This window comes from Streptococcus suis, assembly GCF_002964575.1.
In the GTDB taxonomy this organism is placed as follows: domain Bacteria; phylum Bacillota; class Bacilli; order Lactobacillales; family Streptococcaceae; genus Streptococcus; species Streptococcus suis_R.
Window position 1 is genome coordinate 48,237 of the sequence record NZ_POQQ01000002.1, and the last position, 16,799, is coordinate 65,035.

Consider the following 16,799-nt stretch of genomic DNA (forward strand, 5'->3'; position numbering starts at 1 on the left):
TTTTCATATCTCCTTAAAAACGCTGACGAAAGTTGGCGTTTTTTGCTGTTCATTTTCTATATTTCCACCATTCTACTAGCATAACAATCAGTGACAATAGGATAACGCCATAAAAGAAAAAGATGATGTAATGAGGGTGGCTAAAGAAAAATATCCAGACTAGCCAGAGCAGGTATGCAAATATCATTTTCCCCCAAAAGCCTAATTTACGTTTTAAAAACCATTCTGCAAAACTTTCGTAGGCTGAAAATCGGCTTTCAAGGTAATCTGTTTTTAAATCTCTAAAAAATTTCATGAATACCCCTTAACTTTTTAAAAATAGTATAACATAGTTTGCCAATAATGAATAGGTAAATTCTGCCTCATACTTAAGAAGGATTTTCACGAAAAAGGAATAGAATTTTCTTGACTATTTTTGACCAAGTGATACAATAGGAAATGTGAGTTAGCACTCGCAAACATAGAGTGCTAAAAATACCAGGAGGTAATACCATGTTGAAACCATTGGGCGATCGTATCGTCGTAAAAATTGAAGAAAAAGAACAAACAGTTGGTGGTTTTGTCCTTGCAGGTGCAAGCCAAGAAAAGACAAAAGAAGCAAGTGTCCTAGCGATTGGACAAGGAATTCGTACCTTGAACGGTGACTTGGTTGCCCCAGCGGTGGCAGTTGGAGATACAGTTTTGATTGATGCTCACGCAGGATTGGAAGTTAAAGATGGGGACCAGACCGTTCACATCATCCGTGAAGCAGATATTTTGGCAATTGTAGAATAGAGGTAAAATGATGGCAAAAGAAATTAAATTTGCAGCAGATGCACGCGAGAGCATGGTCCGTGGTGTCGATATTTTGGCTGATACAGTCAAAGTAACCTTGGGTCCAAAAGGTCGCAATGTTGTCTTGGAAAAAGCTTACGGTTCACCACTTATTACAAACGACGGTGTGACCATTGCTAAAGAAATCGAGTTGGAAGACCATTTTGAAAATATGGGTGCTAAGTTGGTATCCGAAGTGGCTTCAAAAACCAATGACATTGCTGGTGACGGTACAACAACTGCCACTGTTTTGACTCAGGCTATTGTTCGTGAAGGTTTGAAAAACGTAACTGCAGGAGCCAATCCAATCGGTATCCGTCGCGGGATTGAAGCAGCAGTTGCAACAGCGGTTGAGGCTTTGAAAGCACAAGCAAGTCCTGTGTCAAATAAAGCTGAAATTGCTCAAGTCGCAGCGGTATCTTCACGTTCTGAAAAAGTTGGTGAGTACATTTCAGAAGCTATGGAGCGCGTGGGAACAGACGGCGTTATTACCATTGAAGAGTCACGTGGTATGGAAACTGAGCTTGATGTGGTTGAAGGTATGCAATTCGACCGTGGTTATCTGTCACAATACATGGTAACAGATAATGAAAAAATGGTAGCTGAGCTTGAAAATCCATTCATCTTGATTACCGATAAGAAAATTTCTCATATCCAGGATATTTTGCCACTTTTGGAAAGCATTCTCCAAACTAATCGTCCATTGTTGATTATTGCTGACGATGTGGATGGTGAAGCTCTTCCTACCCTTGTTCTCAACAAGATTCGTGGTACCTTCAACGTTGTTGCCGTTAAGGCGCCAGGATTTGGTGACCGTCGTAAAGCTATGTTGGAAGACATCGCTATCTTGACAGGCGGTACAGTGATTACAGAAGACCTTGGTTTGGACTTGAAAGATGCGACCATTGAAGCACTTGGTCAGGCTGCCAAAGTTGTGGTTGACAAGGATGGTACAACCATTGTTGAAGGTGCTGGAAATCCAGAAGCCATTGCCAACCGTGTCGCTGTTATCAAGTCACAAATTGAGGGAACAACTTCAGAATTTGACCGTGAAAAATTGCAAGAGCGTTTGGCTAAATTGTCAGGCGGTGTTGCAGTTATCAAAGTCGGTGCCGCTACTGAGACTGAGTTGAAAGAAATGAAACTCCGTATCGAAGATGCCCTCAACGCAACACGTGCTGCAGTTGAAGAAGGAATCGTTGCCGGTGGTGGTACAGCCCTTGTCAATGTTATCGATAGCGTAGCGAAATTGGAGTTGAAAGGCGACGATGAAACAGGACGCAATATTGTCCTTCGTGCCTTGGAAGAACCAGTTCGTCAGATTGCCTATAACGCAGGTTATGAAGGTTCAGTTATCATTGATAAACTGAAGAATTCAGAACTAGGCACTGGCTTTAACGCAGCGACAGGCGAATGGGTCAACATGATGGATGCAGGTATCATTGACCCTGTTAAAGTAACACGTTCAGCTCTTCAAAATGCGGCTTCCGTAGCCAGCTTGATTTTGACAACTGAAGCAGTCGTTGCCAACAAACCAGAACCAGCCGCTCCAGCTATGCCACAAGGTATGGATGGAATGGGTATGGGCTACTAAGAAATAGCAAAATGACACAGCTGATTGGCTGTGTTTTTTTCTTGAAAATTTCAAACATATCTATTTGACAATGGGTTTGGGATGTGGTACTATATTAGACGGTACTTTTTACTTTTGGTCTCTCAAGAGTGTACAGGGACGTGCTGACAAATGTTGCAAAAGTACACACAGATAGGGGTTGTCACCAATGCCCTATCACCAAAAATAAAAAATATATACAGGAGAATGTAGATGCCTACAATTAACCAGTTGGTACGTAAACCACGTAAGTCTAAAGTAGAAAAATCTAAATCACCAGCTTTGAACGTTGGTTACAACAGCCGTAAAAAAGTTCAAACAAACGTTTCATCACCACAAAAACGTGGTGTTGCAACTCGTGTCGGAACAATGACACCTAAAAAACCTAACTCAGCCCTTCGTAAATTTGCTCGTGTACGTTTGAGCAACCTTATCGAGGTTACTGCTTACATCCCAGGTATCGGTCACAACTTGCAAGAGCACAGCGTTGTTCTTCTTCGTGGTGGACGTGTAAAAGACCTTCCAGGGGTACGTTACCATATCGTTCGTGGTGCACTTGATACTGCAGGTGTTAACGATCGTAAGCAAGGCCGTTCTAAATACGGTACTAAACGTCCAAAAGGCTAAGAAAGGGGAAATATAAATGAGTCGTAAAAATCAAGCGCCTAAGCGCGAAGTATTGCCAGATCCATTGTATAACTCAAAATTGGTAACTCGTTTGATTAACCGTGTTATGTTGGACGGTAAACGTGGTACTGCTGCATCAATCGTTTACGGTGCTTTTGATCAAATCAAAGAAGCAACTGGTAACGATGCACTTGAAGTATTTGAAACAGCAATGGAAAACATCATGCCTGTACTTGAAGTACGTGCACGTCGTGTCGGTGGTTCTAACTACCAAGTCCCAGTTGAAGTTCGTCCAGAGCGTCGTACAACACTTGGTCTTCGTTGGTTGGTAACAATCGCTCGTAACCGTGGTGAGCATACTATGATCGATCGCCTTGCGAAAGAAATCATGGATGCAGCAAACAACACTGGTGCAGCTGTTAAGAAACGTGAAGATACTCACAAAATGGCAGAAGCAAACCGCGCATTCGCACACTTCCGCTGGTAAGAATAAGATACGAGGGCGTCAAGCAACTCCTAGACAAAATAGGGAAGCGATTGCTGTGCAATCAATGAGGTTCATCTTTTTGTCAGTGAGTTGTAGCCCGAGTTCAATTAGGATGTGAGGACGTTAAGTCAGTTCTATATAAATCGATTGAGATTATGGTACCAACTTATCGTTCAACCATCACAAATCGGATTGAGGCTTGCCTCAACCACTTCACACCATTAGTAAGAAATCAAGCGGGTGGGACTTGCCCACTCGCTTTTCTTAAAATATGGTATAATTAAAATATAAAACTAAAAATATAGGAGAACAAACCTCATGGCACGCGAATTTTCATTAGAAAAAACTCGTAATATCGGTATCATGGCGCACGTTGACGCGGGTAAAACAACGACAACTGAGCGTATTCTTTACTACACTGGTAAAATCCACAAAATCGGTGAAACTCACGAAGGTGCATCACAAATGGACTGGATGGAGCAAGAGCAAGAGCGTGGTATCACTATCACATCTGCTGCAACAACAGCTCAATGGAACAACCACCGTGTAAACATCATCGACACACCAGGACACGTGGACTTCACAATCGAAGTACAACGTTCACTTCGCGTTCTTGATGGTGCGGTAACTGTTCTTGACTCACAATCAGGTGTTGAGCCACAAACTGAAACAGTATGGCGTCAAGCAACTGAATACGGTGTTCCACGTATCGTATTCGCGAACAAAATGGATAAAATCGGTGCTGACTTCCTTTACTCAGTAAGCACACTTCATGATCGTCTTCAAGCAAATGCGCATCCAATCCAGTTGCCAATCGGTTCTGAAGATGAATTCCGTGGTATCATCGACTTGATCAAGATGAAGGCTGAAATCTATACTAACGACCTTGGTACAGATATTCTTGAAGAAGATATTCCAGCTGAATACCTTGACCAAGCTCAAGAATACCGTGAAAAATTGGTGGAAGCAGTTGCTGAAACTGATGAAGAATTGATGATGAAATACCTTGAAGGTGAAGAAATCACAAACGAAGAGTTGAAAGCTGCTATCCGTAAAGCAACTATCAACGTTGAATTCTTCCCAGTATTGTGTGGTTCTGCCTTCAAAAACAAAGGTGTTCAGTTGATGCTTGATGCGGTTATCGACTACCTTCCAAGCCCAGTTGATATCCCAGCTATCAAAGGTATCAACCCAGATACAGATGCTGAAGAAGAGCGTCATGCTTCTGATGAAGAGCCATTTGCAGCTCTTGCCTTCAAGATCATGACTGACCCATTCGTAGGTCGTTTGACATTCTTCCGTGTTTACTCAGGTGTCCTTAATAGCGGTTCATACGTCATGAACACTTCTAAAGGTAAACGTGAGCGTATCGGACGTATCCTTCAAATGCACGCAAACAGCCGTCAAGAAATTGAAACTGTTTACGCTGGTGACATTGCCGCTGCGGTTGGTTTGAAAGATACAACAACTGGTGACTCATTGACAGATGAAAAAGCTAAAGTAATCCTTGAGTCAATCCACGTTCCAGAACCAGTTATCCAATTGATGGTTGAGCCTAAGTCTAAAGCTGACCAAGACAAGATGGGTATCGCCCTTTCTAAATTGGCTGAAGAAGATCCAACATTCCGCGTTGAAACAAACGTTGAAACTGGTGAAACAGTTATCTCTGGTATGGGTGAGTTGCACTTGGATGTCCTTGTTGACCGTATGCGTCGTGAATTCAAGGTTGAAGCAAACGTAGGTGCTCCTCAAGTATCATACCGTGAAACATTCCGCGCTTCTACACAAGCTCGTGGTTTCTTCAAACGCCAGTCTGGTGGTAAAGGTCAGTTCGGTGACGTTTGGATCGAATTCACACCAAACGAAGAAGGTAAAGGTTTCGAGTTCGAGAACGCTATCGTCGGTGGTGTGGTTCCACGTGAATTCATCCCAGCGGTTGAAAAAGGTCTCGTAGAATCTATGGCTAACGGTGTTCTTGCTGGTTACCCAATCGTTGACGTGAAAGCGAAGCTTTACGATGGTTCATACCACGATGTCGACTCATCTGAAACAGCCTTCAAAGTGGCAGCATCTCTTGCCCTTAAAGAAGCAGCTAAATCAGCTCAACCAACTATCCTTGAGCCAATGATGCTTGTAACCATCACTGCACCAGAAGATAACCTTGGTGACGTTATGGGTCACGTGACAGCACGTCGTGGTCGCGTTGATGGTATGGAAGCTCGTGGTAACACACAAATTGTTCGTGCTTATGTGCCACTTGCTGAAATGTTCGGTTACGCAACTGTTCTTCGTTCAGCAACACAAGGTCGCGGTACCTTCATGATGGTATTTGACCACTACGAAGATGTACCAAAATCTGTACAAGATGAAATCATCAAGAAAAACGGTGGCAATGCTTAATTGATTGCCCAAGCCTGCTCAGTCGAGCAGGCTTTTTTATGCCTTCTATTCAGTCTATTTCATTGAGAGCAAGAAGAAAACCACCAGTTTGCTGGTGGTTGAGAAGATGTTATGGTCCACTAATACTCAACAAAAATCAAAAGCAAACCAATCAAGTGGCTATTTCCCCATCCCAATTACACATAAAATCATTGTTCTGGAACTGGAAATATCTTGAAGTATTGTAGTTGTTCTTGATAGAGTTTGGTATACTTGCTGGCTTGTGATAAGTTAGACAGAATTGTTTGTGTGCGACTTGGAAAGTCAGTGATGATCCCATCTACTTCTATGGTGTCTGCTTGTTGGACCCCTTCTTCAGTATTGACTGTCCATACATAGAAGGATTTGCCGGATTGGCGAATATAGTTGAGTAATTCATTCGTGAGTTGATCCAATGGAACACTATAACCTGTCAGGTTGGCTAATTCAATTTCCGGAGGTGCGCTCATCAATAAGTAGGTTTCAAATGCTGGTGAATGTTTTAGGATTGCATTTATGAAATGAGGATCAGCAGACTGAAGTTGGTGTCCATCGCTCTCAAAGACTTGCTGGTATTTCTTCATAAAATTGTCAGCCATCTGGGGACTATCCAGATGGGAAGTTTTAAAATCAATTAAGAGTTTCTGGTTGTGTACTTTTGCTTCAGCTAGAATTTGGTCAAAACTTGCAATTTTGGCAGAATAGCCAGCCGCATCTGTTATAGTGGTTTCTGTTAAGTTTGCCAAAGTAAGATCATGGGGACGATAGTCTATACCAGCCCAATTGATTAAACTTGCATCGTGAAAAGCAATAAACTCTAGGTCAGCTGTTTCCCAAAGGTCGATTTCGATGTAGTCTGGCTGGCTCTTACTTGCTAACTGCAGTGCTTCAACGGTATTTTCAATAGCGTGGTGGTCGTTTAAAGCGCGATGAGAAATAATGAGTGGCGCTTTGGGGGTATGAAAGGAGGCTTCATATCGGGCTAATAAGAAGACCGGCACAACTGGAAGGAAGATGAAAAGGAGAGAAGAGGGCTTCCACCAAGTAAATTTTTCGTTAAAGAGTATTTTCCACCAGAACCACAAGGTAAGTGTGAGCGCAAGGACTAAACTACTGTAAAGAAAAGCGAAAAATAGGCTATAGTTCATTTGCACATGACTGGGAAAAATAGTAGAGATGACTGGCTGGATAGATATGCTGATTGTATTTAATCCATACCATAATCCTAAACTGAATAAAGGAGTGAGAATGCTGAGGATGGATTTTTGAAATTTAGACCGATGTTTTCTTTTGGTTAAGTGTTTCTGGCGAATTTTTGAGTATTTTGTCGGCATAGGAGTAATAACTTTCTAAAACATTACTTATGATTGTATCAAATTTTATAGGTTTTATCCAATTGCATCAGTAAGTTTTCAGAAATTCCATGCAGTTCCGACAATATTAACAATGAAACTATATGAAATTCTTGCTTTTTTATTGAATAAGTTATATAATAAAAACGTTGAAAAGATGCTTGTAGGCTTACAAGTTAATATTTTCACAAAAGGATTAAAAGGCTTGCCTTTTAAAATAAAGAACTCGATTTTCATAAGGAGGAAATCATTCATGGTAGTTAAAGTTGGTATTAACGGTTTCGGACGTATCGGTCGTCTTGCTTTCCGTCGTATCCAAAACGTAGAAGGTGTTGAAGTTACTCGTATCAACGACCTTACAGACCCAGTAATGCTTGCACACTTGTTGAAATACGACACAACTCAAGGTCGTTTCGACGGTACTGTTGAAGTTAAAGACGGTGGTTTCGAAGTTAACGGTAAATTCGTTAAAGTTTCTGCTGAGCGTGAGCCAGGAAAAATTGACTGGGCTGCTGACGGCGTAGAAATCGTTCTGGAAGCAACTGGTTTCTTCACTTCAAAAACTGCTGCTGAGCAACACATCCACGAAAATGGTGCTAAGAAAGTTGTTATCACTGCTCCTGGTGGTAACGATGTTAAGACTATCGTTTTCAACACTAACCACGATATCCTTGATGGTACTGAAACAGTTATCTCAGGTGCTTCATGTACTACAAACTGTTTGGCACCAATGGCTAAAGCTCTTCACGATGCATTTGGCGTTCAAAAAGGTTTGATGACTACAATCCACGGTTACACTGGTGACCAAATGGTTCTTGACGGCCCACACCGTGGTGGCGACCTTCGTCGTGCTCGTGCTGCTGCTGCAAACATCGTTCCTAACTCAACTGGTGCTGCTAAAGCTATCGGCTTGGTAATCCCAGAATTGAACGGTAAACTTGACGGTGCTGCACAACGTGTTCCAGTTCCAACAGGTTCTGTAACTGAATTGGTTGCAACTCTTGACAAGAAAGTAACTGCTGAAGAAGTAAACGCTGCTATGAAAGCTGCTGCTACTGAATCATACGGTTACACTGAAGACCAAATCGTTTCTTCAGATATCGTAGGTATCTCATTCGGTTCATTGTTCGATGCAACTCAAACTAAAGTTCTTGATGTTGATGGCGAACAATTGGTTAAAGTTGTTTCATGGTATGACAACGAAATGTCTTACACTGCACAACTTGTTCGTACTCTTGAGTACTTCGCAAAAATCGCTAAATAATCCTTAGTGAAAATCAAAGAGGCTTCGGCCTCTTTTTTCTATTATTCGTTCTTTTTGTATTGTAGATTTGTGAAAAAACTATCTTTATACAAGAAAAAATACAGAAAATATGGTACAATGGTAGGGTAAATATAAATTAAGGAGTTCTTATCTAATGGCAAAATTGACTGTTAAAGATGTAGAATTGAAAGGCAAAAAAGTTCTTGTCCGCGTGGACTTCAACGTGCCTTTGAAAGATGGCGTTATCACTAACGATAACCGTATTACAGCAGCTCTTCCAACTATCAAGTATATTCTTGAGCAAGGTGGACGTGCAATTCTTTTCTCTCACCTTGGTCGTGTGAAAGAAGAAGCTGACAAAGAAGGTAAATCATTGGCTCCTGTAGCAGCTGACTTGGCAGCTAAATTGGGTCAAGACGTTGCTTTCATTGCAGGTGCTACTCGTGGTGCTGAATTGGAAGCAGCTATCAATGCTTTGGAAGATGGACAAGTTCTCCTTGTTGAAAACACTCGTTTCGAAGATGTTGATGGTAAGAAAGAATCTAAAAACGACGAAGAACTTGGTAAATACTGGGCTTCACTTGGTGACGGTATCTTCGTTAACGATGCATTTGGTACTGCACACCGTGCACACGCATCAAACGTTGGTATCTCAGCAAACGTAGAAAAAGCAGTAGCTGGTTTCCTTTTGGAAAACGAAATTGCATACATCCAAGAAGCTGTTGAAACTCCAGAGCGTCCATTCGTGGCAATCCTTGGTGGTTCAAAAGTATCTGATAAGATCGGTGTTATCGAGAACCTTCTTGAAAAAGCGGACAAAGTTCTTATCGGTGGTGGTATGACTTACACATTCTACAAGGCTCAAGGTATCGAAATCGGTAACTCACTTGTAGAAGAAGATAAGCTTGATGTGGCAAAAGCACTTCTTGAAAAAGCTAACGGTAAATTGATCTTGCCAGTTGACTCAAAAGAAGCTAACGCATTTGCAGGTTATACTGAAGTTCGTGACACTGAAGGCGAAGCAGTTTCAGAAGGCTTCCTTGGTCTTGACATCGGTCCTAAGTCAATCGCTAAGTTTGACGAAGCTTTGACTGGTGCGAAAACAGTTGTTTGGAATGGTCCTATGGGTGTATTTGAAAACCCAGACTTCCAAGCTGGTACAATCGGTGTAATGGACGCTATCGTGAAACAACCAGGCGTGAAATCAATCATCGGTGGTGGTGACTCAGCAGCAGCTGCTATCAACCTTGGCCGTGCAGACAAGTTCTCATGGATCTCAACAGGTGGCGGTGCATCAATGGAACTCCTCGAAGGTAAAGTGCTTCCAGGACTTGCAGCACTTACTGAAAAATAGGCGGTAAGTTAGCTCAAAATATCTGGGAGATATGTTGAGGTTGGAAATAGAAGAAGCGAAGCTTCTGTCAAAAATGATTCCGTAGCTTGTCACTTTGTTTTTATTGGGTGACAACTTCAAATAGTCCACTGGACTATTTGAACCCCACAAGGCTGAATAGGTTGGTCACAAGCGTAGCAAAGTGAACTGCCATTCAGCTACTGCGTATGAACGACGAAAAGAGTTGGGATACCAACTCTTTTCTGCATTTCTTGGGGTCATGAGTTCATTTTCAATAAAATCATGTTAGAATAGTAGTATGTTTGAAAAATATAAGTTTGACCCCCGAAAATTTAGATTAGGAATGCGGACCTTTAAATCAGGTCTAGCTGTTTTCTTGGTTATCGTACTCTTTGGTCACATGGGCTGGCAAGGCATTCAAATTGCTGCCTTGACGACTGTCTTTAGCCTGCGTGAAGATTTTGATCAGAGTGTCCATTTTGGAACCTCACGCATTTTAGGTAATTCTATAGGTGGTTTCTATGCTCTGCTTTTCTTTTTATTGGATAGGTTGTTTTCTGATCAGTTTTGGGTGACTGCTGTCTTTGTCCCTGTCTTTGTCATGCTGACTATTATGACCAATGTAGCTATGAATAACAAGGCTGGCATTATTGGTGCGGTTTCTGCCTTGCTCATTATCTCCTTGTCCATTCCAGCAGGGGACACTATTCAGTATGTTTTTGTACGTGTTTTTGAAACCTTTATTGGCGTGTTTATTGCTATTTTGGTCAATTATGATGTCAATTTGATAAAAAAACGTTTTCAGAGAAAATGATGTCATAAAATCTAACATTTCCTATTGACCCCCTCAAAATATTCTCCTATAATAGTGAGCAGAAAGGAGTTCATTATGAGAGAAAAAGAGTTCCGTCGTTCCTTGGCCATTTTTCCGATTGGCAGTGTTATGAAATTGACTGACCTAACGGCTCGTCAGATTCGTTACTATGAAGATCAGGGTTTGATAAAACCTGATCGTAATGAGGGCAATCGACGCTTGTATTCTCTAAATGATATGGATTTACTTCTTGAAATCAAGGATTTTTTGGATGAAGGTTTAAATATTGCGGCTATTAAGAAGGAATATGCAAATCGTGAAGCCAAAGCTAAGGTTCAAAAACAGCAAAAGACCTTGACTGATGAAGATGTCCGTCGTATCCTACATGATGAATTCAGTCGTCAGGGACGCTTTTCAAGTCCTAGTTCCATTTTCCGTTCATCGTAATCATTTTTTAAAAGAGGAGAAAAATAATGGCAATCACAGTGGCAGATATCAAACGTGATATTAAAGAGAAAAACGTGACCTTCCTACGTCTCATGTTTACAGATATCATGGGAGTGATGAAAAACGTAGAAATTCCAGCAACTGATGAGCAGGTTGATAAGGTATTATCAAATAAAGTAATGTTTGATGGTTCATCAATCGAAGGTTTTGTTCGTATCAATGAATCAGATATGTACCTATATCCAGATTTGAATACATGGACAATCTTTCCTTGGGGTGATGAGAATGGTTCAGTAGCAGGCTTGATTTGTGATGTCTATACAACAACAGGCGAGCCGTTTGCAGGTGACCCTCGTGGAAACTTGAAGAAAGCTCTTCGTCACATGGAAGAACTTGGATTTTCTTCTTTCAATTTGGGTCCAGAACCAGAATTCTTCCTCTTCAAAATGGATGAATTTGGCAATCCAACACTTGAAGTAAACGATAAGGGTGGTTACTTTGATCTTGCGCCAACGGACTTGGCAGACAATACTCGTCGTGAAATCGTTAATGTCTTGACGCAAATGGGCTTTGAAGTAGAGGCAAGCCACCATGAATGTGCTGTTGGTCAGCATGAGATTGACTTCAAATACGATGATGTTTTGAGTGCTTGTGACAAGATTCAGCTCTTCAAGTTGGTTGTTAAAACCATTGCACGCAAACACGGTATGTATGCAACCTTTATGGCTAAGCCAAAATATGGTATCGCTGGTTCAGGTATGCACTGTAACATGTCACTCTTTGACAAGGATGGCAACAATGCCTTCTTTGATCCAGAAGATCCTCGTGGTATGCAATTGTCAGAAACAGCCTATCACTTCTTGGGTGGTTTGATCAAGCACGCTTATAACTATACTGCTATTACAAACCCAACTGTAAACTCCTACAAGCGTTTGGTTCCAGGTTTTGAAGCTCCTGTTTACATCGCTTGGGCAGGTAAAAACCGTTCTCCATTGGTTCGCGTTCCAGCTTCTCGTGGTATGGGAACTCGTTTGGAATTGCGCTCAGTTGACCCAACTGCTAACCCATATTTAGCAATGGCTGTGCTTTTAGAAGTAGGTCTAGAGGGTGTTGAAAACAAGATTGAGGCACCAGCACCTGTTGAAACAAATATCTATGCAATGTCTGATGAGGAACGCCGTGAAGCTGGTATTACAGACCTACCATCAACTCTTCACAATGCTTTGAAGGCTCTTCGTAAAGATGAAGTCGTTCGTGCAGCCCTGGGCGAACACATCTACACTAACTTTGTAGAAGCTAAGAAAATCGAGTGGGCAAGCTACGCAACCTACGTTTCTCAATGGGAAATCGACAACTATTTGGATATGTATTAAACAAAGGACCCCGACGGGTCCTTTGTTCACGAGCTTTAGAAATTAGAGAGCGAGTAATGGCTCCTGGACCATTTTTTCACGAGCCGAGAAACTGGAAAGCGAGTAATGGGACTTGGACCATTTTTTCATGAGCCTAGAAATTAGAGAGCGAATTAGGACCCCGACGGGTCCTTTGTTCACGAGCTTAGAAACTAGAAAGCGAGTAATGGTCCAGTGGAGTGAAACAGTCTGGGAAGAGACTGTTTCAGCCTGAGTCAGTGTGTTGAAGGGTGAAGGAGTTTTTATAAGTTTGAAAAAGACTAAACTTACCTAGATATAAATAATTTTGGAGGCAATGGAGATGGATGAATTTGTAAGAACAGTATTTGATGAACAATATAGGGCGGTTTTTGGAGAAGGTCAAGACCTTATTTCTAGTCAGCAGGAAATTGTTTTGGTAGAGGAGGAAGCAGGTCAATTAGTAGCTGTCTTGCAGGCCCAGCAGACCTTGGAAACGATTCATGTAAAGGCTTTGGTGGTTGTCAGACACAAGCAAGGTCAAGGATTGGGGAGGCGTTTGCTGATTCGTTTGGAAAATGAAGCTAGACAAAATGGAGTAAAGAGTATCACACTGTCAACTAAGTCCTATCAGGCTAAGGATTTTTATCTGAAGGCTGGATATTCTATTTATGCTCATCTAACAGATGTGCCGAAAAAAGGAATTTCCAAATATCATTTTATCAAGTGGTTGTAAGGTATTCCTATTGGAAAACAAGTGAAGCCTCGGCAGTTGCCGAGGCTTCTTTCTTAGTGATCAGGCGTTAAAATCATTGGGATGATGATTGGCTCACGCTCTGTTTTTTCGTATAGGAATGGTCGTAGGGCATTGACGATGGCGCCGTTGACCGTTTGGATATTGGCATCTTTATTACGCATGGCGATGCGGATAGCGTTGAAGAGAACGCGTTGACTTTCGCGAATTAAGTCACCAGATTCGCGCATGTAGATGAAGCCTCGGCTGAGGATATCTGGTCCTGCCAGAATCATCTTGGACTTGAAGTCAACGGTTGCGACAGCAAGGACAACGCCGTCTTCTGAGAGGTCACGGCGGTCTTTGAGGACAGCTGCACCGATTTCACCAATACGGTTTCCATCCACGTAGATATCTTGGGCGTTGAACTTGCCGGCCAATCGTGCAGAATCCTTGGTCAGGGCTAGGACATCACCGTTTTCCATGATAAAGATGTTGTCTTTTGGTACACCTGTATCCACTGCTAGACTGGCATGGATTTTTTGCATACGGTATTCGCCATGAACAGGCATGAAGTATTTTGGCTTGATCAGGCGGAGCATGAGTTTTTGTTCTTGCTGGCCACCGTGTCCAGAGGTATGGATATTGTTGATCTTGCCGTGAATAACATCGACACCGGCTTCAATCAAGATATTGATGAGCTTGTTAACACCTGTGGTATTTCCCGGAATAGGACTGGACGAGAAAATTACCGTGTCGCCCGGCTGGAGTTGCACCTGACGGTGAGTACCGTGGGCAATGCGAGATAGGGCAGCCATCGGCTCACCCTGGCTACCTGTACAGAGAATCATGATCTCGCTGGCAGGATATTCTTTGATCTCGTTTGGTTCGATAAAGGTGTCTTTTGGAACCTTGATGTAGCCGAGCTCGATACCATTGACGATGGCCTTCTCCATAGAACGTCCAAAGACAGCAATTTTGCGTCCTGTCTTGACTGCGGCATCTGCTGCTTGTTGCAGACGGAAGATGTTGGAGGCAAAGGAAGCAAAGATGATGCGTCCGTGGATGCCTTCAATCAATTTCATGATGGATTGACCGACCACTTTTTCCGAGTTGGTAAAGGTTGGAACTTCGGCGTTGGTAGAGTCGGAGAGGAGGCAGAGAACGCCTTCTTCACCGAGAGCAGCCATGCGGTGCAAGTCTGCGGGCTCGCCAACTGGAGTGAAGTCGAACTTGAAGTCACCGGTACAGACGATTTTTCCTTGAGGGGTATCAACGACGATACCGAGTGGCTCTGGAATGGAGTGGGTGGTGCGGAAGAAACTGACCTTAAGGTGCTTGAAGGTCAACTCAGTCTTGTGGTTGATTTCATGCAAAGTCGCATCACGGAGTAGTCCGTGCTCTTCCAATTTGCCTCGAATGAGGGCGAGAGCTAAAGGTCCAGCATAGATTGGGACATTGGCTTGCTTGAGCAAGAAGGGAATGCCTCCGATGTGGTCTTCGTGCCCGTGGGTAATGACCAGACCTTTAACACGGTCTAGGTTTTCAACGATGTAGGAGTAGTCTGGGATAACGTAGTCGATACCCAATAGGTCATCTTCTGGGAACTTGATACCGGCATCGACGATGAGAATTTCATCCTTATACTCGATACCGTAGGTATTTTTCCCGATTTCTCCCAAACCACCGATGGCGAAAACGCCAACTTCATGAGGTTTTAGATTGACTGATGACATGGATTAAAACTCCGTAATTTTGAAATCTGCGTGCTCTTTCTCGTATTCAAGATGATTGTCTGATAAGAGGTCGATAAATTCGATGTTGTATTCAGGGCGGTTGGTTTCCACTAATTCACGCGCGATAATACGACCTTCCAATTCTGATGCAGCATCGATGTCTAGATAAAGAGCACGTGTTTGCTCGCGACGTGGGCTAATTTTTGATTCTTGATAGAATACTTTATAAATCATGTGTAGTATAGTTCCTTTCTTTTTGACTGGCAACTATGAAAAAAGCCCCAAACAGTTGGGGCTGTCTGGTAATGCTTATTCAATTTTCTCGAGTTGTCAATTTATTCAGTCTAAATATTACTCTTCATTATACCATAAAATTTGCTGATGGTAAAAGGGTTTGGTAGGAAAATGGAAAAGTGTCGTGATTTTCAGAAACAAACAGTCATTTGGCAGAATAATAAGCAAAATTGACAAAAATATATTTGGATATTATAATAAATGGAAGTGGAATTTTAATGCATCAAGAAAGGGGATGGGTCATGGGTACAGTACCACAAATGAGTTTAGGCGAATTTTACAGGGAACTCCGAAATTCTCGCTTGGTTAAGCAAAAGGATGTTGTCAGAGGAGACTTTACAGCAGCACAGTTGTCACGCTTTGAATCGGGAAAATCCATGTTGGCAGCGGATAAGTTAATCGTGGCTGTCGAGGGTATTAACATGACCATGGAGGAGTTTACCTATAAATACCATGGATATAAAGAAGCACCTCATATCGAGCTGGCCAATCTCATCTCAGATTTGTATTACCAGCAGGACAAAGAAGCTTTGAAAGCTTTATTAACATCAGATTTGTTAGCAGATGAAGGAGAACTTTACTCTCGGCTTAATGCTATTGTTATCAAGGTCGCTATAGTCGCTTTAGAAGGGATAGATAATGTTGAAGAAGAAGATAGGCAATATTTGGCAGACTATCTCTTCGCTATTGAGGAGTGGACAAGTTTTGAGCTTTATCTATTTATGAATGCACAGATGTTGTTGAATAATCGGATGTTATTGTATTTTGCTCATGACTTATGTAAGGAAGAAAAATCTTTTAATAAACTTAGGAAACATCAGGAACTTATAAAATCTACGTTACTCAATACGATTTCGGAATTATTTGATAGAGGAATATACTCTCAAGTTTCCTATTACTTAGATAAAATGGAGTCTATGATTAGTTTTAAAGATACCTTTGTAAAGATAATGGCTCGCTATTATCGTCTGCTATTGGACTATATCGAAAATGGTCGTTCAGACAAAGAAAAAGAGATAATCGAAACCTACATTCAATCTATACAGGAATTGATAGATGATCAGACAGCTTCGATTATCCGGGTTCATTTTTTAAGATTTGAGTCTTAAAAATAAGAAGTTAGGAGAATGGGGACAGGATTGGATAATGGGTCAATAACGATTGGAATTGATAGCAACAAAGCGAGTACAATAATTGATATATTCTTTTTCATAGAACGCACCTCTTTTTCTTTTTAGTATAGCACAACATTTTATTTGTTAAAATGGAGGCTGGGCAAAAACTAGCTTCTCGCATATAAAAAAACGAGCAATTCCAATTAGGAGTTGCTCGTTTTCCATTTCATGCTTTATAATTATAATAACCACAAAACAACTAGAAAGGCATGAAAATGTATAAACAGTATAACACAAATCAGTTAAGTTTGGAATTAAATCTTGCTTGGGATTTACCTGCAACGCATGAGGCTCGTCTGATTC

The 16,799-nt window shown here is 41.7% G+C and carries 16 protein-coding genes; 12 read left to right on the forward strand and 4 right to left on the reverse strand.

Features of this window, described 5'->3' with window-relative positions; translation table 11 throughout:
- Positions 1 to 49: 49 nt before the first annotated feature.
- The gene (locus tag C1E58_RS00280) at positions 50 to 295 is read right to left on the reverse strand and encodes a hypothetical protein (protein WP_104929599.1); all 246 of its coding nucleotides are present in this window, start codon (positions 293 to 295) and stop codon (positions 50 to 52) included.
- A 197-nt stretch (positions 296 to 492) separates the two neighbouring features.
- On the opposite strand from C1E58_RS00280, the gene groES reads away from it, so the two are divergent.
- The 5 genes from groES to fusA all read left to right on the forward strand — a co-directional run bounded on the left by groES (position 493) and on the right by fusA (position 5,939).
- The gene (gene groES, locus C1E58_RS00285; protein ID WP_014637330.1) at positions 493 to 774 is read left to right on the forward strand and encodes a co-chaperone GroES; all 282 of its coding nucleotides are present in this window, start codon (positions 493 to 495) and stop codon (positions 772 to 774) included.
- 10 nt (positions 775 to 784) lie between these two features.
- Positions 785 to 2,407, forward strand: a complete 1,623-nt coding sequence (gene groL, locus C1E58_RS00290; RefSeq protein ID WP_024393522.1) for a chaperonin GroEL — start codon at positions 785 to 787, stop codon at positions 2,405 to 2,407.
- 231 nt (positions 2,408 to 2,638) lie between these two features.
- Positions 2,639 to 3,052, forward strand: a complete 414-nt coding sequence (gene rpsL / locus C1E58_RS00295; protein ID WP_002940030.1) for a 30S ribosomal protein S12 — start codon at positions 2,639 to 2,641, stop codon at positions 3,050 to 3,052.
- A gap of 16 nt (positions 3,053 to 3,068) precedes the next feature.
- On the forward strand, positions 3,069 to 3,539 hold the full coding sequence (rpsG, locus tag C1E58_RS00300) for a 30S ribosomal protein S7 (protein WP_002940031.1): 471 nt from the start codon (positions 3,069 to 3,071) through the stop codon (positions 3,537 to 3,539).
- Between the two features lie 318 nt (positions 3,540 to 3,857).
- Positions 3,858 to 5,939 (forward strand): elongation factor G, encoded by a 2,082-nt coding sequence (gene fusA, locus C1E58_RS00305; protein ID WP_105143417.1) that lies wholly within the window; start codon positions 3,858 to 3,860, stop codon positions 5,937 to 5,939.
- Positions 5,940 to 6,127: 188 nt separating this feature from the next.
- Here the strand turns inward: fusA and C1E58_RS00310 are convergent, their stop codons facing one another.
- Complete coding sequence (locus C1E58_RS00310) at positions 6,128 to 6,958, reverse strand: glycerophosphodiester phosphodiesterase family protein (protein WP_161951238.1); 831 nt, start codon at positions 6,956 to 6,958, stop codon at positions 6,128 to 6,130.
- Between the two features lie 604 nt (positions 6,959 to 7,562).
- Here C1E58_RS00310 and gap point away from each other — a divergent pair.
- The 6 genes from gap (at position 7,563) to C1E58_RS00340 (ending at position 13,294) form a co-directional block, all read left to right on the forward strand.
- Positions 7,563 to 8,573, forward strand: a complete 1,011-nt coding sequence (gene gap / locus C1E58_RS00315) for a type I glyceraldehyde-3-phosphate dehydrogenase (protein ID WP_105208984.1) — start codon at positions 7,563 to 7,565, stop codon at positions 8,571 to 8,573.
- 154 nt (positions 8,574 to 8,727) lie between these two features.
- Positions 8,728 to 9,927, forward strand: coding sequence for a phosphoglycerate kinase (locus C1E58_RS00320; RefSeq protein ID WP_014637337.1), 1,200 nt, complete (start codon positions 8,728 to 8,730; stop codon positions 9,925 to 9,927).
- Between the two features lie 298 nt (positions 9,928 to 10,225).
- On the forward strand, positions 10,226 to 10,741 hold the full coding sequence (locus C1E58_RS00325) for an FUSC family protein (RefSeq protein ID WP_105208985.1): 516 nt from the start codon (positions 10,226 to 10,228) through the stop codon (positions 10,739 to 10,741).
- A 75-nt stretch (positions 10,742 to 10,816) separates the two neighbouring features.
- Positions 10,817 to 11,188: a MerR family transcriptional regulator gene (locus C1E58_RS00330; protein WP_002940041.1), complete on the forward strand. Its 372-nt coding sequence runs from the start codon at positions 10,817 to 10,819 to the stop codon at positions 11,186 to 11,188.
- A gap of 26 nt (positions 11,189 to 11,214) precedes the next feature.
- Positions 11,215 to 12,561: a type I glutamate--ammonia ligase gene (glnA, locus tag C1E58_RS00335; protein WP_105208986.1), complete on the forward strand. Its 1,347-nt coding sequence runs from the start codon at positions 11,215 to 11,217 to the stop codon at positions 12,559 to 12,561.
- Between the two features lie 334 nt (positions 12,562 to 12,895).
- On the forward strand, positions 12,896 to 13,294 hold the full coding sequence (locus C1E58_RS00340) for a GNAT family N-acetyltransferase (protein WP_161951239.1): 399 nt from the start codon (positions 12,896 to 12,898) through the stop codon (positions 13,292 to 13,294).
- A gap of 53 nt (positions 13,295 to 13,347) precedes the next feature.
- Here the strand turns inward: C1E58_RS00340 and rnjA are convergent, their stop codons facing one another.
- Together rnjA and C1E58_RS00350 are read right to left on the reverse strand one after the other, a co-directional pair.
- Positions 13,348 to 15,027, reverse strand: coding sequence for a ribonuclease J1 (gene rnjA, locus C1E58_RS00345; protein WP_105208988.1), 1,680 nt, complete (start codon positions 15,025 to 15,027; stop codon positions 13,348 to 13,350).
- A 3-nt stretch (positions 15,028 to 15,030) separates the two neighbouring features.
- Positions 15,031 to 15,261, reverse strand: a complete 231-nt coding sequence (locus tag C1E58_RS00350; protein WP_002938523.1) for a DNA-dependent RNA polymerase subunit epsilon — start codon at positions 15,259 to 15,261, stop codon at positions 15,031 to 15,033.
- 302 nt (positions 15,262 to 15,563) lie between these two features.
- Between C1E58_RS00350 and C1E58_RS00355 the strand changes: the two genes are divergently transcribed.
- Positions 15,564 to 16,430, forward strand: coding sequence for an Rgg/GadR/MutR family transcriptional regulator (locus C1E58_RS00355; RefSeq protein WP_024377813.1), 867 nt, complete (start codon positions 15,564 to 15,566; stop codon positions 16,428 to 16,430).
- Positions 16,431 to 16,799: the final 369 nt, after the last annotated feature.

Bases quoted from the DNA above. Each gene is read 5' to 3' on its own strand.
- C1E58_RS00280 (WP_104929599.1), bottom strand. From the start codon at position 295: ATGAAATTTTTTAGAGATTTAAAAACAGATTACCTTGAAAGCCGATTT.
- groES (WP_014637330.1), top strand. From the start codon at position 493: ATGTTGAAACCATTGGGCGATCGTATCGTCGTAAAAATTGAAGAAAAA.
- groL (WP_024393522.1), top strand. From the start codon at position 785: ATGGCAAAAGAAATTAAATTTGCAGCAGATGCACGCGAGAGCATGGTC.
- rpsL (WP_002940030.1), top strand. From the start codon at position 2,639: ATGCCTACAATTAACCAGTTGGTACGTAAACCACGTAAGTCTAAAGTA.
- rpsG (WP_002940031.1), top strand. From the start codon at position 3,069: ATGAGTCGTAAAAATCAAGCGCCTAAGCGCGAAGTATTGCCAGATCCA.
- fusA (WP_105143417.1), top strand. From the start codon at position 3,858: ATGGCACGCGAATTTTCATTAGAAAAAACTCGTAATATCGGTATCATG.
- gap (WP_105208984.1), top strand. From the start codon at position 7,563: ATGGTAGTTAAAGTTGGTATTAACGGTTTCGGACGTATCGGTCGTCTT.
- C1E58_RS00320 (WP_014637337.1), top strand. From the start codon at position 8,728: ATGGCAAAATTGACTGTTAAAGATGTAGAATTGAAAGGCAAAAAAGTT.
- C1E58_RS00325 (WP_105208985.1), top strand. From the start codon at position 10,226: ATGTTTGAAAAATATAAGTTTGACCCCCGAAAATTTAGATTAGGAATG.
- C1E58_RS00330 (WP_002940041.1), top strand. From the start codon at position 10,817: ATGAGAGAAAAAGAGTTCCGTCGTTCCTTGGCCATTTTTCCGATTGGC.
- glnA (WP_105208986.1), top strand. From the start codon at position 11,215: ATGGCAATCACAGTGGCAGATATCAAACGTGATATTAAAGAGAAAAAC.
- C1E58_RS00340 (WP_161951239.1), top strand. From the start codon at position 12,896: ATGGAGATGGATGAATTTGTAAGAACAGTATTTGATGAACAATATAGG.
- rnjA (WP_105208988.1), bottom strand. From the start codon at position 15,027: ATGTCATCAGTCAATCTAAAACCTCATGAAGTTGGCGTTTTCGCCATC.
- C1E58_RS00350 (WP_002938523.1), bottom strand. From the start codon at position 15,261: ATGATTTATAAAGTATTCTATCAAGAATCAAAAATTAGCCCACGTCGC.
- C1E58_RS00355 (WP_024377813.1), top strand. From the start codon at position 15,564: ATGGGTACAGTACCACAAATGAGTTTAGGCGAATTTTACAGGGAACTC.